Source organism: Chryseobacterium indologenes, from assembly GCF_002025665.1.
GTDB lineage: Bacteria > Bacteroidota > Bacteroidia > Flavobacteriales > Weeksellaceae > Chryseobacterium > Chryseobacterium metallicongregator.
In genome coordinates this window covers 3,154,329-3,178,265 of sequence record NZ_CP018786.1, presented here as the reverse complement: position 1 = coordinate 3,178,265, position 23,937 = coordinate 3,154,329, and the positions used below count along the sequence as shown (strand labels likewise).

Sequence of the window (23,937 nt, the reverse complement as noted above, 5' to 3'; positions counted from 1 at the left end):
AAATTTAAATGATGCATAAAAATATATCTATACTCTTCGCTGCTCTGTTTTTATTGGGGAGCTGTGACAAAAAAAATGAAAAAATCAAAGAACCTGAAGGAAAAACTAAAAAGGATGTGATCTCTTTCGCTCCTAAAGTTACCGGAAGGATTCTTAAAATATATGTTTCTGAAGGTCAGACTGTAAAGAAAGGAGATACTTTGGCTCAGCTTGATGTCCCTGAAGTTTCTGCAAAAATAGCACAGGCACAAGGTGCAGTAAGTGCGGCTTCAGCTCAGGAACAAATGGCCAAAAACGGAGCAACATCCGATCAGCTGAAACAACTTCAGGCCAAATATAAAGGATTGAAGGAACAATATGAATTTGCCCAGAAATCTTACAAAAGAGCCAACAATATGTTTCGCGACAGCTTAATGTCTCCACAGGCTCATGATGAAATCTATGCAAAATTACAAGGCGCAAAAGCTCAGTATGATGCTGTAGTGGCAGAATTGGATGATGTAAACAGAGGAACCCGTTTCGAAAAAATAGAAATGGCGGCAGGGCAGGCTTCACAAGCCAAAGGAGCTTTGCAGGAAGCTAATGTAGCCTATTCCGAAAGATATATCATTGCTACCAACGATATGGAAATTGAGACCATCAGCTTAAATACAGGGGAACTGGCAACCGCTGGTTTCGCTCTGTTTAACGGATATATTCCGGAGAGTACGTATTTCAGATTTACCATCCCGGAAAGTGCTATCTCAAAATACAAAAAAGGGCAGGAGGTAACCATGCAGGTAGTGTATAACAAAGAAAACCTGACAGGAAATATTGTATACATTAAGCAGTTGACAAAGTATGCTGATATCACCACGGCTTATCCTGATTACCAGTTACAGGATGCGATCTATGAGATCAAAGTAAAACCCAAAGACATGAATAAGGCTAAAAGTATTCTGGTCAACGCGAATGTAATCCTGAAATAAATTGAAAAGAACAGATGAAGTTTCAATGGAATTTCATTTTATTCTTCAACATATAAAAATATACAGATGAAAGAATTTTTCCGTCTTTTGAAACGTGAGTTCAAACTTTTTATCGGCAATTCTACCTTAAGGACGGTGTTCTTTTTGGCACCGGTCTTCTATGCTACCTTGCTGGGGTTTGTCTACAAAAGCGGAAAAGTTGAAAATACTCCTGTTTTGGTTGTTGATAGGGACAATACGCCTTTATCCAACCAACTGACGGAAATGCTGGATGATAATAAAAGCATCAAAATTATCAGATATCTGCAGGAACCTCTCAGTATTAAAGATGAGGTGATCAGGCATGAAGCAGCAGCTGTCGTAATTATTCCATCAAGATTTGAAGGAGATATGTTGCAGAAAAAATACCCGGAGCTCAATGTTTATATCAATACAGGGAATGTTTTAACAGCAAATTTTGCATCGAAAGCGCTTCAGCTGACCATAGGAACATTTTCTGCCGGAGCTTCCATTAAAGCTCTTCAGAAAGCAGGAATGCCCGCTGCAAAAGCTGCAACACAATATGAACCTTTCAAAGCCAATTATATTACTCTTTTCAATACTACAGGAAACTATCTTATTTTTATGTGGCCTGCAATGCTGGCAGTGGTATTACAACAGGTAATTTTATTAGCAATGGCAGTAAGTTTTGCTGCCGAATTTGAAAGAGGATCTTTTGTGAAAGAATATCTCAAAATGAAGAAATGGGCTTTCCCAACCATGCTTATTAAAGTCATTCCAATCTGGGTGTTTTCTATTCTTATTGTAGGTATTTATTACTTTATGCATATGATCTTCAGGGTTCCGATGCCGGAAGGAATTCTTAATTTTATACTCCTCACAGCCGTTTTTGTGGGATCAGTTTCATTTTTGGGCGTATTCATCAGTATCCTAATCCCGGATGCTTTGAAAGCGACACAAATCCTGATGGTAATTGCTTCACCGGCCTTCATTATCAGCGGGTTTACATGGCCTTTGAGCGCAATGCCTGCTTTCGTCCAGTTTATCGCGAATATTATTCCTTTGACTCCTTTCTTACAGGCTTTCAAAATTTTATTAATTCAAAAGGGTTCGGTAGAACTTACATTCCCATATCTGAAACATCTAACTATCCTTTTAGTAATATATGCTATTATCGGCTGGATTGCTTTAAAGATCAAACTTTGGTTTATTTTCAAAAAATCCACACCTCAGGAAATTACAATTGAGGAAACTTCTCGGGAAGAGATAGAGTAGTTTTTGGTTAATTTGTTGCTGGGTTTTAAGTTAGATGTTAATAGGATGCTGGTTTGCTGGTTGCTTTTGGCAGTATATGGGCTGACTGATAATCAGTTTCTATGCCCGACGAATTAAAACAAGAGCAGGAAAAAACACATAAAAAATACCCCGAAAAATAGCCAAAAAAATTTCGAACTCGAATTCCGTACCCCGTAACTCGTATCTCATAACAAGCACTTCTCAATTTTTTCAACCGACTATAAAATCAAACAAAAAAACTGATATATTTGTCCATAGTAAAATAGAAATTATATGGAAAATGTATTTGATGCAAAAGATGCTCAAAACTATATAGATAGGATCAACAGATTGGTAGAAGATACTCACGGTTTGTGGGGGAAAATGACAGTAGACCAAATGCTGGCACACTGTTGTATTACCTATGAAATGATCTATGAGCCGGAAAAACACAAAAAGCCGGGAGCGATTGCAAAATTTATACTAAAAACTTTCGTAAAACCTAAAGTGGTGGGAGAAAAAGCATATCCGAGAGATTCTCCTACCGCTCCACAGTTTTTGATTACCACAAGAAAGAATTTTCACGAAGAAAAAACAAGACTGATCGGGTTTATTCAAAAGACTCAGCAGTTAGGCGCAGATGCGTTCGATGGTAAAGAATCTTTTTCTTTCGGAAAACTGAATTCCCAGGAATGGAATAATATGTTTGCCAAACATCTGAATCACCATCTGGCACAATTTGGTGTTTAATAAATCACACAACATGAAAAAATTTTTATTACTCCTCATTCTGACTGCCAATTTTACATTAGGGCAGATGCCGGATATCTCAAATACCTGGCTGAACAATAGTAAACCTTACATAGGGACTATTGGGAGCAAAGGCCAGGAACTGAAACTGAAGATCAATATTTCTGAACAGAATAAAAAGAATGACCAGGAATATTTCGTTTCAGGATATTCTCTTGTGGATACCAGTTATGCGAAATTTGAAGGGAAAATTACCATTTCAAAATATAAGGATTCCAAAAAACAGGGAACAGTATATGGAGAATATGAGTTGGCAGAAGAGAATAAAGGAAAACATTCGGGACTTTTCAAAGGAAAGTTTGTCTATAACTTCAAATGGAATAGAAAGACAGAGAAAATTGAAGGACAATCTATTGAGTTTATAGGAGACTGGAAAAGTTATGACGGAACTCTGGAGTTTAAAACTCAATTGAAAAACCAATAACGATGTTGAGAAGAATATTAGCTGTATTGGTTGGCCTTATCACAGGATCCGTTTGTATTACTGTGGTGGAAAAGATAGGGCATGCTTTGTACCCACCACCTGCACAGGCAGAGGCCGGAGATATGGAAGCTTTGAAATTGTATGTAGATCAGGCTCCTTTTATGGCTCTGTTTTTTATCATTATTGCCTATGCCTTGGCAGCAATTGTTTCAGGTTTTGTAGCCTCAAAAATCTCAAATAATGGGAAATATACAGCTGCTGCAATCTGTGGAATTATTTTTTTACTGATGACCATTTACATGATGGCATCTTTACCTTCTCCTATCTGGTTCTGGATTTTAGGAATTCTGGTATGGGGACTGGTTTTCGTAGGACATAAACTTGCTTTAAAAACAATAAAAATATGAAATTAGGAGCTTTTTCAATCAGTTTAAGTGTAAAAGATCTTCAGAAATCCAAAGACTTTTATGAGAAACTTGGGTTCACCACTATGGCAGGAACAGAAGCACAAAATTACCTGATCATGAAAAACGGGTCTACTCTTATCGGACTTTTTCAGGCGATGTTTGATGGGAATATGCTTACTTTCAATCCGGGATGGGATGAAAATGCACAGAATCTGGAATCTTTTGATGATGTGCGTGAAATTCAGAAAAAGTTAAGAGAAACTGGAGTAGAAATCGGGAAAGAAGCCGATGAAACCACTTCCGGTCCTGAGCATATCTATCTGAAAGACCCTGATGGAAATATGATTCTTATAGATCAACACAGATAATAATTAACAACACATTTATGATGAGAACATTTAAACGCATTTTTTTACTTTTGGCCACATTACTAATCATCTTGTTGGTTTGGGCTGCTTTTATTTCGGGAGACTGTAAATATGAAAAGTCGATTTCTATCAATGCTCCGGTAGAAAGAGTGTGGAAAAATACCAATACCCTCAAGGCAATGGATCAATGGAGTCCATGGAATGATCTTGATCCGGGTATGAAAAAAGACTGGACAGGAACAACCGGTCAACCCGGAGAAAAAGTTTGCTGGGACAGTAAAAATAAACAGGCAGGAAAAGGTTGTCAGGAATTAGAAAAAATAGATGAAACAGGTAAAAGAATAGATACAAAAATCAAATTTCTCACCCCTTATGAAAGTGAAGCAAATGCTTATGTAACAGTAGTTCCGGAAGGAAGCGGAAGTAAAGCAACATGGGGATTTACTTCAGAGATTCCTTATCCGTTTACTTTGATGAAACTGTTTATGAATATGGAGAAAGCTATTGGAAAAGATTATCAGAAAGGACTTTCAAGATTAAAAACCTTATCTGAAAAACCTCAATAAAATAAACTTAACTTAAAAAAACAAAACAATTATGGCAACAGTAAACGTTTACCTGACATTCAACGGAAACTGCAGAGAAGCATTCGATTTTTATAAATCTGTTTTCGGAGGAGAATATCCTTACATCGGAACATTTGGAGAAATGCCTCCAATGGAAGGAAAAGAAACGCCTGAAGAAGACAAAAACAAAATCATGCACGTTTCACTTCCGATCTCCAAAGAAACGATTTTGATGGGAAGCGATACAGGAGGAGAGTGGTCTTCCAACTTCAAAGCAGGAAACAACTTCTCTATTTCTGTGAACGCTGAATCTAAAGAAGAAGCTGACAAATTATTCGGTGGTCTTTCTGCTGGTGGACAGGTAACAATGCCTATGGCTGATACCTTCTGGGGAGCTTATTTTGGAATGTTTAGTGACAAATTCGGAATCAACTGGATGGTAAACTATGACGATCCTGCTAAAATGCAGCAGCATCCATAAGATTTATATTTGAATTCAAAATATTCAAAAACCGACAGATAGCTGTCGGTTTTTTTATTATTTACTAGCTGTACCGCTTTTATTTCTTTTTAATGATTTTATAGCTTCCTGATGCTGTTGTGATGAGGTAAATGCCATCCGGTAGTTCGCTTATATCAAACTCATTTTTATCTTTTTCTGCTGCTGCAGATTTCATAAGTTTTCCAGCCTGGTCGTATAATGAAACTTTTTCGTTTTTTTTCAGGTCATCCATATAGAAGATACCAGGAGTAGGATTCGGATAAATATTCCCTTTGCCTTTGAGGACATTTTCCGAAGTTCCCAGCGTGGAAATTTTTGTCCATGTAAACGCATCCAGGCACATATAGACATATCCTCCGGTGGATTGCAGCTGGAGTTCATCAATGGTTGTATTGCTGTTATTCTGATTATTTAAAGTAGCAAGATCAATCAGGGTAAATCCGTTGTTAATGCCCGTTGTTCCCATTGTTGCATTGAATGTTGTATTAAAACCTGAAGTTTTTGTGGTGGTAAACTTTGTAACTCCTCCTAATTTTCCTGTAATGATCAGTGTTCCTGATGAGGTAGACTGGTTTAAAGCAGTATTACTCAGGAAGACCCAAAACTTGGATACGGTGAACATAGAATTGCTTTTAACACTGAAAGAAGGAGCATTAATATTGGTTGTTCCTGTATTGTCAATATAAACATTGTCATTCGCTGTTCCGTTCCAGCCGGTGTTTGGATAATTACTTTGAATTCTAAAAGTTCCGGCCTGTGAAATAATATTGAATGTATATCCATTGCTGGTAAAGCTTGTGCTGCCACCAGTTGAAGTTTCAAAAGTTACAGTGGTGATCTGTGCATTGATCGTTGTAATACTGCTTATGAAAGCAAGAATTACAAAAAAGATAATTTTTTTCATGATACAGATTTTTTAATGTTTACAGAAGATCATAAACTTTCTGTACTGTTGATATGCTCATGGGGTTTTCCTATAAAGGATACCACAAAGTAACCGAGAAATACAAAGTGATAACAGCGTATTAAATGCCTAATTGAAAAATGCGTAGAAATACGCAGTTTTGTTGTTTGTTATTATTATAATTTTGAAAAATGAATATTATGTTAATTAAAATGAAATTATTTCACGGTATGGTTAGTTTTTTTCATAACTTGTAATGTGTAGCTACAGTGACTTTATTCTAAACCTATTATATAATTTAAAACAAGAAAAACTATGGAACTACCAAAACACGCAATCTCATTAGATGATGCTAAAACATGGATCACAAATTGGCAAAACACAAAAGGTATTGACGGAATTTCAATAAAGGCCCACCTTATCCCTGCAAAGGATATCCATGATATTTTCATTAAAGACAAAGGATTTGAGAAATATCGCGGATATAATGCCATTACCAATGAAGGCGAATTTAAGTTTCTGATGGTAGGAGTGGATGCATATGATAATGATATTGTAAACTATGAAAAAGGAGATTATGTATATGATATGACAACACCTTGTCCAAGTGTATGTTCTGCCGAAAAATGGTGGAATCTGTAATCTGAAAATCAGAGATTATTGGATCATTGGATTGAAATATTGTCATTGATTGGAAAAGGCATTCTGCTGATCAATCTGGCAGTATACTGTATGGGCTTTTCAAGAGCAGGAAAAGCCTATACATTCTTCATCAGCTATCTGGCCTGGATATTAATATGTGAAATTGTTTTCTATGTATTGAATTCTCAGAAGATTAACAATCTGTTTTTCTCTCATTATTATCTGATCGGTCAGTTTTTGTTACTGGGGTTGTTCTTTCATGAAATTTTAATAGAAAAATACCAGAAAAAAGCAGCACGTACACTTTTAATTATCATTCCTGTAGTTCTCGTTATACAGTATATCATATACCCTGAAAAGTATTATGTTTTTAATCTATTTGAAATTTTTGTTACTTCTTTTTCTATTATCATTCTTGCATTATTTCATTTATATAATATACTGGATACCAAAAAGAAATACAATTATATAAGTCTGGGACTTTTACTTTATCTGATAAGCAGTACCGTAATATTTTTGTCCGGAAATCTGTATACGGTGATGAACAGAAAACTGCATAAAGAGATTTGGGTATTCAATGTTGTTATGTTCATTGTGTACCAGCTCTTTATTCTGATAGACTATTTTTCTTCCCGTAAAAAAAATGTGTAATTACTGTTATGATTTTAAAAAATGAATGAAAATACAATTATTTCCACTATCGTTTATACCTTTCTGGCTTTTACCTTACTGGCCATTACCCTGATTATATTTTATTATTTTTCGAATAAGAAAATAACAAGAAACCTTATTCAGAAAAAAGAGCTGGAGGTGAGATATGAGAAAGATCTTACTCACGCCATTATCAGTGCTCAGGAAAAAGAAAGGCTGAGAATTGCCCAGGATCTGCATGATGATATTAGCTCAAAACTCAGTGTGGTTTCTTTAAATATCCATCTTTTGGATTTTGATAATTTGTCCAGAGAAGAATATAATGATCTGAAAAATAAAATAATACATCTGGTCAACAAAACAGCAGAAAGTGCCAGGCAGATCTCACATGATCTCCTTCCTCCGATTTTAGAAAAATTTGGACTCCATGCCGCAATAGATGCATTGTGCTCAGAAATTAACCTGTCCAAAACCCTGCAGGTTACTTATTCCAATAGTTTGTACTTTGCAAAAGCAGAAGAAGAAAAAAATTTGCATATCTTTAGAATACTTCAGGAGCTTATTAACAATTCCATAAAACATGGAGAAAGTACACATATTGAGATAGAATTTTTGGGAAAAGACGGAAAAAATACCTGTATCTATAAAGATGACGGGAAAGGATTTGATCTTAATGAAAATACATTGAAAGGTGGATTAGGCTTAAGAAATATCAGAAGCCGGGTAGAATTGATCAATGGAACACTTAAAATTGAAAGTGAAAAAAATAAAGGGATTGCTGTAGAATTTACATTTTAAATCGTTATAAAATGGAAAAGGATATAATTCGTGTAATAACCGTAGACGATGAAGCACTCTTTCGTCAGGGAATTTCATTGTTGATACAGAGAGAAAAAGATATTGAACTGGTAAGTGATTTCAGTAACGGGAAAGAGCTGCTTGACGAGCTTATAACCCTGGAAGAACTGCCTGATATTATCCTGATGGATCTCAATATGCCGGAAATTAACGGAGTAGAAGCTACCAAACAAATTCATGTCAAATATCCTCAGATCAGGATTGTTGCATTGACCAGTTATAATACAAAAGCGTTTATTGTCAATATGATACAGTCCGGAGCCTGTTCCTTCCTTAAAAAAAACTCTAGCCCTGCTGAATTGCTCACGGCAATCCGGGAAGTACACAGCAAAGGTTTCTTTTATAACAACGAGGTAATGGAAGCTTTACATCAAAACCTTACAGAACCTAAGAAAAAAGTTTCCAGCATTTTTGATGCCAACCATATTTCCAAAAGAGAAAAAGAAGTATTGGAACTCATCTGCAAACAATACAACACTTCTGAAATAGCAGATCAGCTTTTTATAAGTTCCAGAACCGTTGAAGGCCACCGTAACAGTCTTCTGCTGAAAACAGGAGCCAAAAATACGGCAGGTTTAGTGGTATATGCCATAGAAAGTAAAATTGCAGATATGAACTATTTAAAAGACAGGTTTGAATAAATATTCATGCCGTTGTTTTCATTAAAAATTAAATGAAATTTATATTTTCTGATTAAATTAGTTTTTGTATTATAAGCAGATACACATGATTTGTTTATGAAAAAATAATACTTTTATATTCTTAAATAATAACAATCAGAAAAATACAAAAGAATGAAATTTACGATCGAAAACATCAAAGCAGAACACCAAAAAGTAAAAACCGGAGCCGATTTTCCTCAATATATTCAAGCCATAAAAGCATTAGGTGTTTCTCATTACAAAGCATATGTCTCTGATGGAAATACAGAGTACTTTAATAATGAAAATCAATCTGTACAGACCGGTAACAAATATGATGCTCTTCCCATTTCCGATACTTTAAATCTTGAAAATTTTAAAATAAGGCTAAAGCTTCACCAAGAAGGCGGAACAGATTACCTTACTTTCTGTAAAGACTGTGCAGAAAACGGAATCAATGGCTGGATAATGGATCTTCATGCAATGACCTGTACTTATTTTGACCAGAATGAAACGAATGTTCTGACCGAACAGGTTCCAGGATAATCTTTTACACAAATACGGATGCAGATCATTGCATCCTTACTTGTTTATAATAACTTATAAAATATTGTTTGCTATTATTGATTTAAAATATTAATTTTGTTAAAAACGATAGATAATAGTAATTGATAAACATGAGAAAGGTTTTTACGAAGTTGGCATTCACAGTATTAGGTTTTGGGTCCATTTTGACATTTGCTCAAAAAAACGATCTGGGAGCATGGTATATGTATTTTGGAAACAATAAAATCAGCAAGAAATTGAACTGGCACAATGAAATCCAGTACCGTAATTTCGATGCTGTAGGAGACCTGGAACAGTTACTGATCCGTACAGGAATCGGATATGATCTTACAGAGAACAATAACAATGTTTTATTAGGATACGGCTTCATTCTCAGCCAACCTTATGTAAACGGTGAGAAAAAAGAAAATATTGAACACCGAATTTTCCAGCAGTATATTACCAAACAGAAATTCGGGCGTTTCTATCTTCAGCATCGTTACCGTTTGGAAGAACGTTTTCTGCAGGATGATTTCAGAATAAGATTCCGTTACATGCTGGGACTGAATATTCCGATTACTCAAAAAGAAATGCTGCCAAAAACTCTTTATGCATCGGTATATAATGAAATTTTTCTGCATTTCAACAGTCCGGTTTTCGACAGAAACAGAGTGTATGGTGCTTTAGGATATGTCATCAACAAAAATATGAGGATTGAAGCAGGGTATATGAATCAGATTCAGGAGAACAGAAACCGAGGGCAGATTCAGATTGGTTTTTATAACAACATCCCGTTTACTAAAAACTAATAAAACTTTTACTGAATGCTGTGAAGAAAACCATTATTTAAAAATAAATCATAATAAACACTATAAAATAAACACTTATGCATTCAGGAAAAAGATTCGGAGCCCGGGAGTTCATTATCTGGACAAGACGGAGCATTTATGCGTTGGTTGTATTATCAGCTATTCCTACAGTCTTGTACTTTTTAGGCTGGAAGTTTCTTTCTGTTCCATGGCAGCCTATTGCCATCATGGGGACAGCTGTTGCCTTTATTGTTGGATTTAAAAATAATGCCAGCTACAGCAGACTCTGGGAAGCAAGACAAATCTATGGATCTATTATCAATGACAGCCGTAGTTTTGGATATATCCTGAGAGATGCACTGCTCTCTAAAGATCCTGGTAAAGTAAAAGAAATGTTTCTTCGTCATTATGCATGGCTTACTGCATTGAGATTTCAGCTTCGTGAACCGAGAGCATGGGAAAATATGGGCACAGACCAGTTTGATGAATATGCCAAAAAATATGATATTCCGGAGAGACTGACCAAACTGGATGAAGAATTGAAAAAATACCTTTCCGAACCTGAACTTCAGTATATTTTAAGCAAAAAGAACAGGGCTACCCAACTGATGGCGAAGCAGAGTAAAGTTTTGTCTGAAGCCTATGAAAAAGGAGAACTGAATGACTTTCAATGGACACAGATCAATCAGCAATTGGTGAAGTTTACCGACGATCAGGGAAAAGCTGAAAGAATTAAAAACTTTCCCTATCCAAGAAATTTCTCTTCCATCACCACGTATCTTTTGCTGCTCTTTATTGTTTTCGTTCCTTTCGGATTATTGAAAGAGTTCGACAAATTAGGGGAAGGAACCATGGTAGAAGGATGGACATTATGGTTCAATATTCCGTTTTCTTTACTGGTGACCTGGTGTTTCCATACCTTAGACAACGTAGGAGAAGCTTCTGTTAATCCGTTTGAAGGGAGTGCCAATGATGTGCCGATTACTCAGATCAGCCGTACTATTGAAATCGATATGAGAGATATGTTGGATGAATCTGATCTTCCGCCAGCCATCACTCCAAAGAATAATATTGTACTTTAATTCTTTCCGTTTTTATAATGTATGAAGATGGTTGTAAAGAAAAAGTCTAAACTTTGGATGAAATTAAACCTATAAGGTTTGGGAAATTAGATTTGGACATCAAACCCAAATAAAAATACTTAACACTTAAAAAAAACTTATTTAAAAATGATTCACAGCTATGTTATAATATCCATTGCAGTACTGCTGTCTGTGATGATATTGGTAATGATCGGCCAGAAATTAAAAGTTGCTTATCCTATTTTCCTTGTTATTGCAGGATTACTGATAAGCTTCGTGCCGGGAATGCCGCGTATTGAAATAGAACCTGACCTTGTCTTTCTGATTTTTCTGCCGCCTATTTTATTTGAAGCCGCATGGTTTACTTCATGGCAGGATTTTCATAAATGGAGAAAGCAGATTTTTTCCATGGCTTTCGGACTGGTGTTTTTAACATCCATTGTCGTGGCTTATCTTTCATCTTCCATTATTCCGGGGCTTACTGTAGCTATGGGATTCTTGCTGGGAGGTGTGAATTCTCCGCCGGATGCAGTAGCCGCAACTTCGGTTCTGAAACATATGAAAATCCCTAAAAAGATCACCAATATTTTGGAAGGAGAGAGCTTAATCAACGATGCATCCAGTTTAATTGTATTTAAATTTGCTCTGGCTGCCGTTATTTCAGGACAGTTTATCTGGAGAGATGCCGTTCAGGATTTCTTTACCATGGCCATTGGAGGGATTGCGGTAGGAGTGGCAGTAGGCTTTCTGTTTGGAGCTTTATTGAGGATTATTCCTACCAATTCTAATATTGATACCATTATTACCCTTATTGTTCCTTACATTATGTATGTGGGAGCAGAGCATTTTCATTTTTCTGGAGTATTGGCAGTGGTTGCCGGAGGTTTACTGATGTCCTATAATTCGCATTGTTATTTGAGCCATACCTCAAGGATACAGTCCGGAAATGTATGGAGTGTTTTGATATTCCTGATGAATACCATCATCTTTATCCTGATTGGCCTGGAACTTCCGATTGTAGTGGAAGGAATGAAAGAATATACTATTTCAGAAGGTATTTTCTACAGTGTAGTGATTGGTGGAGCGATTATCGGAACAAGAATTTTGTATAGTTATGCATTAATGTATTTCCCAAGAGTCTGCTCTAAAGAATTAAGATTAAAAGTTCCCAAACCGGATTGGAGAGAACCATTTATCATCAGCTTTGCAGCAATGAGAGGAGTGGTTTCGCTGGCAGCAGCCTTGTCAATTCCTGCTTTTTTACCTAACGGAGAAGCGTTTCCACACAGAAATATTATTTTATTTGTCACTTTCGTTATCATATTGATTACCCTGGTAGGACAAGGTTTATTGTTGAGTCCGATCTTGAAATTATTGAATATTCAGGATGCAGGAAGTGAATTGCCGGAAGAAAAACAGGAAGTAATCCTTATGCGAAAACTGAAAGAAACCGCATTGCACAAACTGGATAATGATTTTTCTGAATTAGCCGTAACCAACAGTCTGGTACGTCATCAAAAGCACAAATTGGAAAATGAAATGATGCTGATGGCAGATAAAGCCCAATGCATGGCTTCCACAGGAGATTATGTAACCGCTATCAATCAAAATAAAGATGTGCTTCGACAGATCATTCAGGCGCAGAGAAACGAATTGCACAGAATGAAAAGAGAAAAGATATTTGATGATCATGTGATGAGAACTATTGAAATGCAGTTGGATTTTGATGAAGCAAAGATCACCGGATTTTCACATGGATAAATTAAAAAGTGAACCACAAAAGTCACAAAAGAATATTGACTGAAGAAGCTCAAATGGTGAAAAAAGATCACAAAATGAAAATCGTTAGATTTTAATGACTTAAGTGCGTTCTTCATGAGTAGAAACTTAAGTTTTAAACCATTAAGAGATGAAACTTTTGTGACTTTTGTGGTTAGGTATTACGGACAAAATGTGTACATTTAAACATATTAAATTCATAATATGAGTACACCCATCACTGTTCAGTATACAATAAATGCTCCAGCCGAAAAAGTCTGGAAAGCATTAACTGATAAAAACGAAATGAAATCCTGGTATTTTGATATCCAGGATTTTGTATTGGAAGCAAGGCAAGAATTTAATTTCTATGAACCCGGAGGAGCCAACAAATACCATCATCACGGGGAGATTTTAGAAATAATCCCGAATCAGAAATTAAAACACACCTGGTCTTATCCTGATTTTTCGGCACTGAAAACCATTGTAACCTGGGAGTTGTTGCCCGAAAACGGACAGACTGTGGTAAAACTAACTCATGAGGATATTGAAAATTTCAAAGAGTTGGGAGAAGGTTTTTCAAGAGAAAACTTTACAGAAGGGTGGAACACAATTTTGGGACAGAGTTTAAAAGAATATTTAGAAAAATAAAAAATGATCACATTACACCTTTTTACGATAGATGATGCTCCACAATTAATTTCAAAGATAAAAGATGAAAAGATGCTTCTTCAGTTTGCCGGACCTGTATACCGTTTCCCTCTTACAGAAGAACAGTTGGAAAAAGATTTGTCTGATGAAAACAGAACTCTTTTTAAAATTACAGATCAGACCGGAAGTACAATCGGACATGCTCAGATTTTTTTAAAAGAAAAAACATTCCTGCTGGGAAGAATTCTGATCTGGGACGAAAACAATAGAGGAAAAGGCTACGGAAAAAAAGTTATGCAGGAGCTTTTGAAATATGGGTTCAATCATTTTGATAAAGAAACAGCAGAACTGAACGTCTACGATTGGAATACCGGAGCTATAGAATGTTACAAGAAAGTAGGTTTTGCTTTTGATCCTTATGTTAAGAGTGAAGCCAAAATAGATCAGGAAACATGGGTTTCTCTGAATATGAAAATCAATAAAAATACCTTTGAATTACAGGAATCATGACAGAGTTTACAGGACTTCGCCCTATTTTCTGGACAGAAAATCTTGATGAAACCATCGCATTTTATATGAATGTTCTCGGATTTACACTGATGGGCAGAAATGACGACTGGCAATGGGCCTCTCTTCGAAAAGATGAAGTATACATTATGCTTTCTCAACCTAACGAGCATGAAAACAATACTTCCATAGGGTTTTCAGGATCATTTTATTTCAATGTAAATCAAGTGGATGATCTTTGGGAAGACCTTAAAACAAAAGCCAAAGTCTGCTATGAAATTGAAACTTTTGAATGGGGAATGAGAGAATTTGCAATATATGACAACAATGGATACATATTACAATTTGGTGAACCCGTAGATAATATTGGCAATACGGAATAAAATTTGCTATTTTTGGAGAAATATTTAGAAATTCAATGAAAAAAAGTATAATAGCGGGTTTCGCAGCGATTTTATTATTGGCGTCTTGTAATAAGGATAAAGAGATTCTTAATACATTAAACACTTATAATACTTCAATGGAGGCGAAGGGATACCATTTCGGAGATAAGCTTGAGCTTCCGAAAGAGGTAACGGAAAATGCAGAAAGCGTAACGATCAGCTTTGGAGATAAAGAAACAACAGATTTAACAATTGACCCTAAATTTTTTACATTAGGGGACAATGCTGTTACCTTCAACATTAAAACAAAGGGAGGTGAAGTCCTTAATCAGGATGCTACCATCAATGTATTTGCAAAAAATCCTGAAAAAAATATTCCTTATCAGATTGTAGCCGAATATCCTCACGATCCTAAAAACTTTGTACAGGGTTTCCAGATCGAAGGAAATACTATTTATGAAAGTGACGGACAAAACGGATCTTCACAGATTTTAAAATACACGCTGGGAACAACCACTCCGTTGGCTTCTACAAAACAGGCTCAGGAAGACTTTTCTGAAGGAAGTACCATCGTGGGTGATAAAGTGTACCAGTTGACATGGCAGAGCAAAAAAGGATATGTTTATGATAAAAGTTCATTAAAGTTGCTTTCAGAATTTGCTTATCCAAATGTATTAGGTGAAGGTTGGGGATTAACATATGACGGGAAAAGCCTGATTGCTTCTGATGGAAGTAAGCTTTTATATTTCCTTGATGTAAACGATCCTTCAAAACTGATTAAATATATTGCAGTTGCAGGAAGTTCTCAGGCTTATGACCAGTTGAACGAGCTGGAATACCACAACGGATTTATCTATGCCAACGTATGGCAGAAGCCGATTATTTTAAAGATCAATCCAGCCAATGGAGAAGTAGTGGGAACTTTTGATTTTACAGAAATCGCAAAACAGAATACCAAAGGAAGTGATGATGTACTGAACGGAATCGCTTTCAAAGGAGAGAATATGCTGGTAACTGGAAAGAACTGGCCAAAGATTTATGAAGTTCAGATCAAATAATCTGATTCTATTGATAAAAAACAAAAATAGCGTTCCCTCGGGAGCGTTATTTTCGTTTTAAGGATTAAATTTTAGTATTTTTGGCAAATGATTAATACCTTTATGAAGCGAAACATTACTTTGGGTTTTGCAGCAGTTCTATTCTTGGTTTCTTGCAGTAACAAAGAAAAAATGCTTGATTCTCTGGCGGATTATAACAATGCAAAAGAAGCAAAAGGATATCATTTCGGAGATAAGCTTGAACTTCCAAAAGAGGTCACAGAAAATGCAGAAAGCATTAAGATTAGCTTTGGAGATAAAGAAACAGCAGACTTAACGATTGATCCTAAATTTTTCACACTAGGAGATAATAAAGTGGTCTTTGTAATTAAGACCATTAGCGGGGAAGTGCTAAATCAGGATGCTACAATCAATGTATTCACAAAAACATCTGAGCAGAATATTCCCTATACAATAGTGGCTGACTATCCTCATGATCCCAAAAACTTTATTGAAGGTTTTGTGGTAGAAGGAAATACAGTGTATGAAAGTGACGGAATGAAGGGATCTTCCCAGCTTATCAAATATACTTTAGGATCTTCAATTCCCAAAATTCTGGCTAAGCAGCCTGCTGATATTTTCTCTGAAGGTTGTACGATTGTAGGAGATAAGGTATATCAGCTGACCTATCAGAATAAAATTGGTTTTATTTATGATAAAAATACTTTGAAAAAAATATCTGAATTTCCATTGCCTGGTGTAATTGGAGAAGGTTGGGGATTATCCTATGATGGGAAAAACCTGATCGCTACAGACGGTTCAAAGAATCTTTATTTTCTGGATGTCAATAATCCTTCACAAGTGGTGAAAACTTTAGCCGTTGGTGGTAATTCTACCATTTATAATCAACTCAATGAACTTGAATATCACAAGGGATTTATCTACGCTAATGTTTGGCATCAACCTGTCATTCTAAAAATTAATCCTGCAAACGGAGAAGTCGTAGGTAAACTTGATTTCACACAATTGACCAACGAAAATGATAAGGGAGACAGCGAACATGTTTTAAACGGAATTGCTTTTAAAGGAGATAATATGCTGGTGACAGGTAAAAACTGGGAGAAAATTTATGAAGTCGCTTTTCAATAAACTCATTATATCTTTTGTAGAGCAGTCCTTTTCAGCAATAAGATGGTCTCAAATTTGATGAACCTCAAAGAAGATTCTATCAGACTTAACCATCTTTTGAGTAACGTTATTTTTTAGTAAATTCAAGACATTAAAAAAACAGAGTGAAGCTTTTAAACTTAATATTTTTTTTCCTTTTCTGTACGGTTTCAGCGCAGAATATTCTTCCTTTAGATACATTGAAACTAAAGGAGGCCAAAGATATGCTTGCTGACGACTATGGAAATCTGTATATCTATAAAAACAAAGATTTCAGTTTTACCAAATATGATTCTTTAGGAAAGCAGATCGGAAAAATGATGCTTACTGTTCCATACAAAGTTCAGACAGTTCAAAATCCTCTGAATGTACCTTTGTTTTCTGAAAATGCCCAGGAAATGAAATTTGTAGACCAGAATATGAATGAAATTCAAAAGCTTGATTTTAAACAGAAATTCGGTTTTATAAGAATGACATATGCGGAAGACCTACAACAGATGTGGCTCCTGGATGACAGTACAAAACGTCTGATACAGTACAATTTCAGAAACGATACCACCATCAACTCATATCCTTTTGATATCAGTTTTGAAGATTTAATGGATATGCTGGTCTATGAAAATAAAGTCTATATCTTAACAAGAAAACATATCAGGATTTACAGCCTGAAATTTGAAAAACTTTTCGAAGCCCCTCTGGAAAACGGAAAACGTTTTCGAAGAGAGAATGATATGATCCTGGTGGTGGCCAGTAATTTCATTTCACAATATGTCCCTGAAAAAGGGATGACAACCATTTTTGAAGATCAGGAAGCGCAAATTGTGGATAAAAACATCCTCTCTTATTTTGCAATCAAAGGGAACAAACTCTATCTTTACAGCCTTGAAAAAGTAAAGAAAGCCAAACAGCAAAAACAGCTCGAAGCTCAGCCGGAATCTCTACAGCCATCTACAGAAAAGCCAGCAGAAACAACTGAAGAGAAACCTGATGAGAATACAGCAGAGAAACCTTCAGACAATACCTTACAGAAATTGATTGAAGACACTTCTAAAGTTCAGACTGAAGCCATCGAAAAACTTATCAACTAATCAGTAATACAAGGAAAAAGAATATTATGCATATTGCAGTTACAGGAAACATCGGAGCCGGAAAAACAACTTTGACAACGATGCTTTCCAAGCATTACGGATGGGATGCACAATTTGAAGATGTAGATCATAACCCTTATCTGGAGGATTTTTATTCCGATATGAGCAAATGGAGTTTTGCATTACAGGTCTATTTCCTGGGAAGCAGATTCCGTCAGGTGAAAGAGATTAGAGAAAGCGGGAAAAACATTATTCAGGATCGTACCATCTATGAAGATGCCCATATTTTTGCAGAAAACCTGAATGATATGAATCTTCTTTCAGACAGGGATTTTAATAACTATTCATCAGTTTTTGATTTGATGAAGTCTTTTGTATCAGCTCCGGATCTTTTAATCTATTTAAAATCAGATGTTCCTAATCTGGTTAAAAAAATCTACAAAAGAGGTCGTGAGTATGAAGCATCCATCAGTATTGAATATCTTTCAAAACTGAACCAGAAATATGAAAAATGGATTTCCAATTATACGGAAGGAAAACTTTTGATTGTAGAAGTGGATGATCTTGATTTCGTTGAAAAACCTGAAGATTTCGGATTTATTCTGGAGAAAATTGAAGCCGAACTTCACGGTTTGTTTTAACATATTTTTATCAGAAAATTAAGACATACTCAGGGTAATTCTTTTTAAATTTGTTTAGGTCAAGTTTAATTTTTTGAATAATTAATTATATCATGGTAGTTAAAGTTTTACATAACGGAAACTGTTCAAAGTCAAATGCTGTATTAGAGTATCTTGACGAAAACGGAGTACCTTTTGAAATCATTAATATTGTTGAAGATCCGTTAAGTCCGCTTGAAATAAGAACAGTATTGAAAAAGCTGAACCAAAGTGTTTTTCATATCATTCGTAAGACAGATAAGCTGTATATTGAAAACTATGCAGATAAAAACTATTCAGAAGAAGAGTGGATTAAGATTCTTTCTGAAAATCCATCTCTGATACAAAGGCCGATTCTGGTAAAAGGATCAGTAGCAATGCTGGGAAGACCTATTGAAAATGTAAAGTTCTTTATTGAAAAATAGATCAACTTAATAAATAAAAAAAATCCGTTCTTTTAAAGAGCGGATTTTTTATGTTATTGAGTTTCAGTTTTGTTGGGCCCATTGATTATCTTATATAAAGCTTCCAGTTCTTTTGGAGGGCGTCCGGAATCAAAATCTGAAGAAGTATATTCCTTTCCGTTAGAGGTAATGATAATGGAGGCAATCATTGCCCGGTCAGAATGCCTGCCCTCTGTAGGAGCTTTAAGATCTGATATCTTGGATAAGTCAATGGTTTGAGCCAGTCTGGAAACCGTCTGCCATTCCGCAGGAGATATTTTAGTAGTAGTAATTTCTTCGTTAATATTGGATTCTTTTGAAGAAGGGGTGAAGACTATATTTCTGCTGAATCCTCTTGTTCTTTCTATCAATTGGATCTGTTCGATCTTTTGTTGTTGAACTGCAGAGGAAATATTGCTGGTATTATTCTCGGTGTTATTTTTGTGCATACAGCTTGTTGCAGAGGTTGCCAAAATAATATTAAATAGGATCAGTTGGATGTTCATCATGTTCTGTTTTTAAGTTTTAAATAATAAAAAACCGCTTCATGATGATGAAACGGCCTTTGTTTTTACAATAGAATAACGCCTTCTATTTTTGCTACTTCTTTATAAATATTCACTACCTGATTGGCATCCAAAACAAATGCATTAATATTGCAGGCAGTGTATTTTCCATTTTTGCTTTCGCGGTTTCCCAGTGTAAATTTAATACCATCAAAAACTCTGTAAATTTCAGTAAGTTTTGCCTGGTCTGTAGGAATAATAAATTTAAATAAATAATCCTCCGGAAAATCATGATGATCTTCCAGTTTCTCCTTCAAAGACTGATAAAAATCTTCAGGACTTGCGTGTTGATTTCCTTGTAATATATCCATCTGCAATTGTTAATATAATATAAATATAACGAAAAATTTCCTATTTTCCAAATGGCCCCAGCAGAGACTTGGAGTTCTGGTGTTCATAATCTTCTATGATATTGAATAATCCATTTACCAGCTGTTCAGAAGCCAGTTTACTCAATCCTCCGGAATTGACAGTGTTATTATTTCCCCCTAAAAGACTGCCCAGAAAATTACTTCCTGATAACGCTGTATTAATGGTTTTTACAATCCCATATTCATTCAGTTTTTCATCTACTTTAGGAGCGATCGCTGCAATAAGCTGTTGAGATGTTTTTTCCTTCAGAATCTGGGTTGCGGTAGTTCCTTGCATAATTCTGGTTACATCCTGAGCATTCAGGCTGTTTACTGCATCCTGCAAAATAGGCTTTGAGGTATTAACCGTATAAGCTGCTGCCTGTGCAATATAATCTCTTTCTTTGGCTACCAGTGAAGGTGCAATTTTCTCCAGCGTAGAATTGATATCTCTCAGCTCTTTTGGAAGCGCTTTGTCTACCATATTATTTTGCAGAAACGCTTCTTTATTTCCGTAGATACCCATTCCCTTATCAATACCATTGAGCAGAATCCTTTTGATAATGGAAAGCCCCATGTCGGACGTGGCCAATGATGTGCAAGATTGTACACTGGTGGTAATAACAGCACCTGTCCCGATGATAAGAGCGGCTGCAATGATATACTTTTTCATTGATCTTTTATTATTTGCTTTATAAATGCTTTTCTCAAAAACTGCACCAAAGGTAATTACTATTCTGTATTTAACAAAATATTAAATTGAGTGTTGGATTTGGTGAATTTTTTGGATGAAAATGTTAATTTAACATTAATAAAATAATGATAAATTGATAATTATTTTGAATATAAAATTATAAAATTTAAAGATTTATCATTTTTGATTTAATAAAAAAGGGCGATGTTTAAATATTTAAGATAATTTAACATTGTTCGATATTTTTTATATTTTTGGCTAATGTCTTTTTTTGAGATTTTAAATAACTCCACTATTTAAAGACAAAATTGAATTTGATTTATTTGAATAAAATTGAAACTATATGAAACAAAGTAATTTAAAGTATCCATGTCTCATTGCCGTGTTGTATTTCGGGATGAACGTGAATGCACAGGTTACGCAGGATTCTGCTAAAGTCCAGAAGATTGACGAAGTCGTGATGATTGGATATGGTAGCCGTAAAAAAGTAGATAATACAACAGCTATCAGTTCTATCAGTGCGGAGGAAGTAACCAGAACCAAAGTATTGAACGCATCACAGGCTATTCAGGGAAAAGCAGCCGGAGTACAGGTAACTGCATCCGACGCACCCGGATCTACTCCTACAGTAATGATCAGAGGACTGGGGACTGTATTGGGAGGGCGAACGCCTTTATTTGTGGTGGATGGAATATATACTGATAATATTAATAATATCAATTCCAATGACATTCTTACCTATGATGTACTAAAAGATGCGGCAGCCTTAGCCATTTATGGTAACAGAGCAGCTAACGGAGTAATCATTATTACTACAAAATCAGGTAAAGGAAAATTAAGTGTTTCTTATGATGGATTAGTAGGATTCAGAAGTCCTTTAAAAACGGTTAAAATGGCCAATGGATCTGAATTTGCAAATTATAATAATGCGGGCAAAACAAGTACTTATCTGAATCCTAATCAGCCTTACAGTACAGATTGGTTTAAAGAAATTACCAGAACAGGGATTTATAATCAGCATAATGTTTCTATTTCAGGATCTTCTGAAGCTGCAAAATATTTCTTGAGTTTAGGAAATTATGAAGAGCAATCTATCCTTAAAGGGACCAATTATAACAGGACAACAGTAAGAACAAATAACGAGTTCAGAATTTCTAAAGGAATCAGATTAGCTCAAACTTTGAGTGCTACTTTTACCAATGATACACCAAAATCATTTGGTGCTTTTACCAATGCATACAAGCAGTCACCGCTAGTTCCTGTAAATTATCCGAATGGCAAATATGGCCAGCCTATTTATGATGCCAATGGGAATATCAGTTATGTGGGAGGACGTTTTAATAATGTTGGAAACCCGGTGATGCAACTTGCCTATGATAACCAAAGAGGAAAGAATTTCTTATTGCAGGGTGGTTTAAAATTAGATATTGATATTTACAAAGATTTGAAATTTACTTCTCAGTTTAGTGGAGAGTACAATAATTATAAATATTACAACTTTGTAAACTCTAAAGCATTCTGGTTAGATAGTGATCCAACAAGAGTTGAAAGTGGTTATGATGCTTCTCTGCCTCTGACAAGATTAACCAATAAAAACCAGAACTATTACAACTGGGTACTTAATAACTATTTAACGTATACCAAAAAAGTAGGAGACCATGATATTGAAATTGTAGCCGGTACAGAAACTTCAGTAGCAAATGGTCTTGAAACTTTAGTGATCAACAGAAAGAATGTACCTGTTTCACAAGATTACTGGAATCTGGATGGTGTAGATTACTATGGAAATTTATTTAGTGATAATACAACCAAAGCTATTGAATCTATAAAAGGTAACAGAAATACAACACTTTCTTATTTCGGAAGACTTCAGTATAAATTCATGAACCGTTATTTATTAAGTGGAACTATCAGAAGAGACGGGTCATCTCAGTTTGCTGAGGGGCATAGATGGGGGACATTTCCATCATTTGGAGCCGGATGGATCATTTCTGAAGAAAGCTTTATGCAGGATGGATTCTTTAACCTTTTAAAATTAAGAGGAGGCTGGGGTAAACTGGGTAATCAGAAAGTTCCGTTAAACTACTTACCACTTTCATCTGGAGCAACTTATAATTACGGATTTGGAACATCGCCTGTAAGCAATGGAGTAACTGTTAACCAGGGATATGATCCGGATTTAGGATGGGAAGTGACTGAAGAAACTTCTTTAGGATTGGATTTTGCGATCCTGGATAAGAGGTTGTCCGGTAGCTTTGATGTTTATAACAGAAAAACCAATAACCTTATTTTAGGAGTAGTACCTTATCTTGCAACAGGTATTTCTGATGTGAATTATTCACATATGGGAAGTGTCGTTAATAAGGGAGCTGAGGTGAGTTTAAACTGGTCAGATAAATTAAGTGAAGATTTCAGTTATTCAGTTGGAGCTAATTATTCTTACAATAAAAATAAACTTGCGAGAATTGATACCTCAAAACCGGTTTCTCAGATTATTGGAGGAAACCTGGGGAACGGAGTAGATACAAAACTATTTAATGCTTCAGCAATAGGCTATGCTTTAGGAAGTTTCTATTTATATGAAACGGATGGTTATGATGCGAATGGTAACCTGAAATTTAAAGATCTGAACGGTAATGGTGTTATGGATGGAGGAGACAGACGTTTCTTTGATTCCTACATACCGAAATCTACATTAGGGGTAAACATTTCCATGTCTTATAAAAACTGGGACTTTGCGCTTAACGGATACGGAGCTTTTGGATTTAAAGTTTATAATGGTAAAAAAGCACAAAGAAATGGAGGAGAGAATGTTGAAGCATCAGTAGCCAATAATTTCTGGTCAGCATCCAATACAAATGCTGGAAACCCTGTAAATCCTTCAAGTATTCCTGTAGCCTCTAATTTCTATTTGGAAAGTGGAGATTATTTCAGAATCAATAATATTTCGGTAGGATATACATTTAGAAATGTAACGGATTATATGAAATCTATCAAGCTTTATGTGAGCGCAATTAATCCAATTGTATTCCAGAAATATTCGGGGTATTCGTCAGAATTATCAGGATATAATCCTGCAGATCCAACAGCAGAAGGAGATCCTTACAAACGTGCTGGGATAGAGTTGGATGCTTATCCTACATTGAGGTCTTTTGTATTTGGTGTTAACCTAAATTTTTAA

At 35.5% G+C, this 23,937-nt stretch carries 29 protein-coding genes; 25 read left to right on the top strand and 4 right to left on the bottom strand.

Features of this window, described 5'->3' with window-relative positions; genetic code table 11:
- Positions 1–11: 11 nt before the first annotated feature.
- The 8 genes from BUE84_RS14485 to BUE84_RS14450 all read left to right on the top strand — a co-directional run bounded on the left by BUE84_RS14485 (position 12) and on the right by BUE84_RS14450 (position 5,299).
- Positions 12–968: an HlyD family secretion protein gene (locus BUE84_RS14485; RefSeq protein WP_079243952.1), complete on the top strand. Its 957-nt coding sequence runs from the start codon at positions 12–14 to the stop codon at positions 966–968.
- 66 nt (positions 969–1,034) lie between these two features.
- Positions 1,035–2,243 (top strand): ABC transporter permease, encoded by a 1,209-nt coding sequence (locus BUE84_RS14480; protein WP_079242246.1) that lies wholly within the window; start codon positions 1,035–1,037, stop codon positions 2,241–2,243.
- 294 nt (positions 2,244–2,537) lie between these two features.
- The gene (locus BUE84_RS14475; protein WP_034699611.1) at positions 2,538–2,993 is read left to right on the top strand and encodes a DUF1569 domain-containing protein; all 456 of its coding nucleotides are present in this window, start codon (positions 2,538–2,540) and stop codon (positions 2,991–2,993) included.
- Between the two features lie 13 nt (positions 2,994–3,006).
- Positions 3,007–3,477, top strand: coding sequence for a hypothetical protein (locus BUE84_RS14470; protein WP_079242245.1), 471 nt, complete (start codon positions 3,007–3,009; stop codon positions 3,475–3,477).
- A 2-nt stretch (positions 3,478–3,479) separates the two neighbouring features.
- Positions 3,480–3,884, top strand: a complete 405-nt coding sequence (locus tag BUE84_RS14465; protein ID WP_079242244.1) for a hypothetical protein — start codon at positions 3,480–3,482, stop codon at positions 3,882–3,884.
- Positions 3,881–4,252 (top strand): VOC family protein, encoded by a 372-nt coding sequence (locus tag BUE84_RS14460; RefSeq protein WP_079242243.1) that lies wholly within the window; start codon positions 3,881–3,883, stop codon positions 4,250–4,252. The genes BUE84_RS14465 and BUE84_RS14460 overlap by 4 nt, the downstream gene beginning before the upstream one ends.
- Before the next feature lie 50 nt (positions 4,253–4,302).
- A complete protein-coding gene (locus tag BUE84_RS14455; RefSeq protein WP_238594264.1) occupies positions 4,303–4,818 on the top strand; it encodes an SRPBCC family protein in 516 nt (171 codons plus the stop codon).
- Positions 4,819–4,849: 31 nt separating this feature from the next.
- Positions 4,850–5,299 (top strand): VOC family protein, encoded by a 450-nt coding sequence (locus BUE84_RS14450; protein ID WP_034699621.1) that lies wholly within the window; start codon positions 4,850–4,852, stop codon positions 5,297–5,299.
- A 79-nt stretch (positions 5,300–5,378) separates the two neighbouring features.
- Here BUE84_RS14450 and BUE84_RS14445 read toward each other — a convergent pair whose 3' ends face one another.
- Positions 5,379–6,224 (bottom strand): T9SS type A sorting domain-containing protein, encoded by an 846-nt coding sequence (locus BUE84_RS14445; RefSeq protein WP_079242241.1) that lies wholly within the window; start codon positions 6,222–6,224, stop codon positions 5,379–5,381.
- A 315-nt stretch (positions 6,225–6,539) separates the two neighbouring features.
- Here BUE84_RS14445 and BUE84_RS14440 point away from each other — a divergent pair, with 315 nt between their 5' ends.
- The 16 genes from BUE84_RS14440 to BUE84_RS14365 all read left to right on the top strand — a co-directional run bounded on the left by BUE84_RS14440 (position 6,540) and on the right by BUE84_RS14365 (position 19,128).
- Positions 6,540–6,866 carry a hypothetical protein gene (locus tag BUE84_RS14440; protein ID WP_079242240.1) on the top strand — a complete coding sequence of 109 codons (327 nt, stop codon included), beginning with the start codon at positions 6,540–6,542 and terminating at the stop codon, positions 6,864–6,866.
- An 18-nt stretch (positions 6,867–6,884) separates the two neighbouring features.
- Complete coding sequence (locus BUE84_RS14435; RefSeq protein ID WP_079242239.1) at positions 6,885–7,517, top strand: hypothetical protein; 633 nt, start codon at positions 6,885–6,887, stop codon at positions 7,515–7,517.
- Positions 7,518–7,538: 21 nt separating this feature from the next.
- Positions 7,539–8,315 carry a sensor histidine kinase gene (locus BUE84_RS14430; RefSeq protein ID WP_079242238.1) on the top strand — a complete coding sequence of 259 codons (777 nt, stop codon included), beginning with the start codon at positions 7,539–7,541 and terminating at the stop codon, positions 8,313–8,315.
- 11 nt (positions 8,316–8,326) lie between these two features.
- The gene (locus BUE84_RS14425) at positions 8,327–9,016 is read left to right on the top strand and encodes a response regulator transcription factor (RefSeq protein ID WP_079242237.1); all 690 of its coding nucleotides are present in this window, start codon (positions 8,327–8,329) and stop codon (positions 9,014–9,016) included.
- A 153-nt stretch (positions 9,017–9,169) separates the two neighbouring features.
- Positions 9,170–9,562: a DUF1398 domain-containing protein gene (locus tag BUE84_RS14420; RefSeq protein WP_079242236.1), complete on the top strand. Its 393-nt coding sequence runs from the start codon at positions 9,170–9,172 to the stop codon at positions 9,560–9,562.
- A gap of 131 nt (positions 9,563–9,693) precedes the next feature.
- The gene (locus BUE84_RS14415; protein ID WP_079242235.1) at positions 9,694–10,371 is read left to right on the top strand and encodes a DUF2490 domain-containing protein; all 678 of its coding nucleotides are present in this window, start codon (positions 9,694–9,696) and stop codon (positions 10,369–10,371) included.
- A 77-nt stretch (positions 10,372–10,448) separates the two neighbouring features.
- Positions 10,449–11,453, top strand: coding sequence for a bestrophin family protein (locus BUE84_RS14410; protein ID WP_079242234.1), 1,005 nt, complete (start codon positions 10,449–10,451; stop codon positions 11,451–11,453).
- Between the two features lie 147 nt (positions 11,454–11,600).
- The gene (locus BUE84_RS14405; RefSeq protein WP_079242233.1) at positions 11,601–13,214 is read left to right on the top strand and encodes a Na+/H+ antiporter; all 1,614 of its coding nucleotides are present in this window, start codon (positions 11,601–11,603) and stop codon (positions 13,212–13,214) included.
- 222 nt (positions 13,215–13,436) lie between these two features.
- The gene (locus tag BUE84_RS14400) at positions 13,437–13,862 is read left to right on the top strand and encodes an SRPBCC family protein (protein WP_079242232.1); all 426 of its coding nucleotides are present in this window, start codon (positions 13,437–13,439) and stop codon (positions 13,860–13,862) included.
- Between the two features lie 3 nt (positions 13,863–13,865).
- Positions 13,866–14,372 carry a GNAT family N-acetyltransferase gene (locus BUE84_RS14395; protein WP_079242231.1) on the top strand — a complete coding sequence of 169 codons (507 nt, stop codon included), beginning with the start codon at positions 13,866–13,868 and terminating at the stop codon, positions 14,370–14,372.
- Positions 14,369–14,752: a VOC family protein gene (locus BUE84_RS14390; protein ID WP_079242230.1), complete on the top strand. Its 384-nt coding sequence runs from the start codon at positions 14,369–14,371 to the stop codon at positions 14,750–14,752. The genes BUE84_RS14395 and BUE84_RS14390 overlap by 4 nt, the downstream gene beginning before the upstream one ends.
- A gap of 35 nt (positions 14,753–14,787) precedes the next feature.
- Positions 14,788–15,810: a glutaminyl-peptide cyclotransferase gene (locus BUE84_RS14385; protein WP_079242229.1), complete on the top strand. Its 1,023-nt coding sequence runs from the start codon at positions 14,788–14,790 to the stop codon at positions 15,808–15,810.
- A 102-nt stretch (positions 15,811–15,912) separates the two neighbouring features.
- Positions 15,913–16,938 (top strand): glutaminyl-peptide cyclotransferase, encoded by a 1,026-nt coding sequence (locus tag BUE84_RS14380; RefSeq protein WP_079243951.1) that lies wholly within the window; start codon positions 15,913–15,915, stop codon positions 16,936–16,938.
- A 143-nt stretch (positions 16,939–17,081) separates the two neighbouring features.
- Positions 17,082–18,044, top strand: coding sequence for a hypothetical protein (locus BUE84_RS14375; protein WP_079242228.1), 963 nt, complete (start codon positions 17,082–17,084; stop codon positions 18,042–18,044).
- A 26-nt stretch (positions 18,045–18,070) separates the two neighbouring features.
- A complete protein-coding gene (locus BUE84_RS14370) occupies positions 18,071–18,685 on the top strand; it encodes a deoxynucleoside kinase (protein ID WP_002977952.1) in 615 nt (204 codons plus the stop codon).
- 92 nt (positions 18,686–18,777) lie between these two features.
- Positions 18,778–19,128, top strand: a complete 351-nt coding sequence (locus BUE84_RS14365) for an arsenate reductase family protein (protein WP_076597252.1) — start codon at positions 18,778–18,780, stop codon at positions 19,126–19,128.
- A 53-nt stretch (positions 19,129–19,181) separates the two neighbouring features.
- Here the strand turns inward: BUE84_RS14365 and BUE84_RS14360 are convergent, their stop codons facing one another.
- The 3 genes from BUE84_RS14360 to BUE84_RS14350 form a co-directional block, all read right to left on the bottom strand.
- Positions 19,182–19,655: a hypothetical protein gene (locus BUE84_RS14360; protein ID WP_079242227.1), complete on the bottom strand. Its 474-nt coding sequence runs from the start codon at positions 19,653–19,655 to the stop codon at positions 19,182–19,184.
- A 62-nt stretch (positions 19,656–19,717) separates the two neighbouring features.
- A complete protein-coding gene (locus BUE84_RS14355) occupies positions 19,718–20,023 on the bottom strand; it encodes a DUF493 family protein (RefSeq protein ID WP_034699649.1) in 306 nt (101 codons plus the stop codon).
- A 40-nt stretch (positions 20,024–20,063) separates the two neighbouring features.
- Positions 20,064–20,735, bottom strand: coding sequence for a DUF4197 family protein (locus BUE84_RS14350; protein ID WP_079242226.1), 672 nt, complete (start codon positions 20,733–20,735; stop codon positions 20,064–20,066).
- Positions 20,736–21,099: 364 nt separating this feature from the next.
- Between BUE84_RS14350 and BUE84_RS14345 the strand changes: the two genes are divergently transcribed.
- Positions 21,100–23,937 (top strand): SusC/RagA family TonB-linked outer membrane protein, encoded by a 2,838-nt coding sequence (locus tag BUE84_RS14345; RefSeq protein ID WP_079242225.1) that lies wholly within the window; start codon positions 21,100–21,102, stop codon positions 23,935–23,937.

Bases quoted from the DNA above. Each gene is read 5' to 3' on its own strand.
- BUE84_RS14485 (WP_079243952.1), top strand. From the start codon at position 12: ATGCATAAAAATATATCTATACTCTTCGCTGCTCTGTTTTTATTGGGG.
- BUE84_RS14480 (WP_079242246.1), top strand. From the start codon at position 1,035: ATGAAAGAATTTTTCCGTCTTTTGAAACGTGAGTTCAAACTTTTTATC.
- BUE84_RS14475 (WP_034699611.1), top strand. From the start codon at position 2,538: ATGGAAAATGTATTTGATGCAAAAGATGCTCAAAACTATATAGATAGG.
- BUE84_RS14470 (WP_079242245.1), top strand. From the start codon at position 3,007: ATGAAAAAATTTTTATTACTCCTCATTCTGACTGCCAATTTTACATTA.
- BUE84_RS14465 (WP_079242244.1), top strand. From the start codon at position 3,480: ATGTTGAGAAGAATATTAGCTGTATTGGTTGGCCTTATCACAGGATCC.
- BUE84_RS14460 (WP_079242243.1), top strand. From the start codon at position 3,881: ATGAAATTAGGAGCTTTTTCAATCAGTTTAAGTGTAAAAGATCTTCAG.
- BUE84_RS14450 (WP_034699621.1), top strand. From the start codon at position 4,850: ATGGCAACAGTAAACGTTTACCTGACATTCAACGGAAACTGCAGAGAA.
- BUE84_RS14445 (WP_079242241.1), bottom strand. From the start codon at position 6,224: ATGAAAAAAATTATCTTTTTTGTAATTCTTGCTTTCATAAGCAGTATT.
- BUE84_RS14440 (WP_079242240.1), top strand. From the start codon at position 6,540: ATGGAACTACCAAAACACGCAATCTCATTAGATGATGCTAAAACATGG.
- BUE84_RS14430 (WP_079242238.1), top strand. From the start codon at position 7,539: ATGAATGAAAATACAATTATTTCCACTATCGTTTATACCTTTCTGGCT.
- BUE84_RS14425 (WP_079242237.1), top strand. From the start codon at position 8,327: ATGGAAAAGGATATAATTCGTGTAATAACCGTAGACGATGAAGCACTC.
- BUE84_RS14420 (WP_079242236.1), top strand. From the start codon at position 9,170: ATGAAATTTACGATCGAAAACATCAAAGCAGAACACCAAAAAGTAAAA.
- BUE84_RS14415 (WP_079242235.1), top strand. From the start codon at position 9,694: ATGAGAAAGGTTTTTACGAAGTTGGCATTCACAGTATTAGGTTTTGGG.
- BUE84_RS14410 (WP_079242234.1), top strand. From the start codon at position 10,449: ATGCATTCAGGAAAAAGATTCGGAGCCCGGGAGTTCATTATCTGGACA.
- BUE84_RS14405 (WP_079242233.1), top strand. From the start codon at position 11,601: ATGATTCACAGCTATGTTATAATATCCATTGCAGTACTGCTGTCTGTG.
- BUE84_RS14400 (WP_079242232.1), top strand. From the start codon at position 13,437: ATGAGTACACCCATCACTGTTCAGTATACAATAAATGCTCCAGCCGAA.
- BUE84_RS14395 (WP_079242231.1), top strand. From the start codon at position 13,866: ATGATCACATTACACCTTTTTACGATAGATGATGCTCCACAATTAATT.
- BUE84_RS14390 (WP_079242230.1), top strand. From the start codon at position 14,369: ATGACAGAGTTTACAGGACTTCGCCCTATTTTCTGGACAGAAAATCTT.
- BUE84_RS14385 (WP_079242229.1), top strand. From the start codon at position 14,788: ATGAAAAAAAGTATAATAGCGGGTTTCGCAGCGATTTTATTATTGGCG.
- BUE84_RS14380 (WP_079243951.1), top strand. From the start codon at position 15,913: ATGAAGCGAAACATTACTTTGGGTTTTGCAGCAGTTCTATTCTTGGTT.
- BUE84_RS14370 (WP_002977952.1), top strand. From the start codon at position 18,071: ATGCATATTGCAGTTACAGGAAACATCGGAGCCGGAAAAACAACTTTG.
- BUE84_RS14365 (WP_076597252.1), top strand. From the start codon at position 18,778: ATGGTAGTTAAAGTTTTACATAACGGAAACTGTTCAAAGTCAAATGCT.
- BUE84_RS14360 (WP_079242227.1), bottom strand. From the start codon at position 19,655: ATGATGAACATCCAACTGATCCTATTTAATATTATTTTGGCAACCTCT.
- BUE84_RS14355 (WP_034699649.1), bottom strand. From the start codon at position 20,023: ATGGATATATTACAAGGAAATCAACACGCAAGTCCTGAAGATTTTTAT.
- BUE84_RS14350 (WP_079242226.1), bottom strand. From the start codon at position 20,735: ATGAAAAAGTATATCATTGCAGCCGCTCTTATCATCGGGACAGGTGCT.
- BUE84_RS14345 (WP_079242225.1), top strand. From the start codon at position 21,100: ATGAAACAAAGTAATTTAAAGTATCCATGTCTCATTGCCGTGTTGTAT.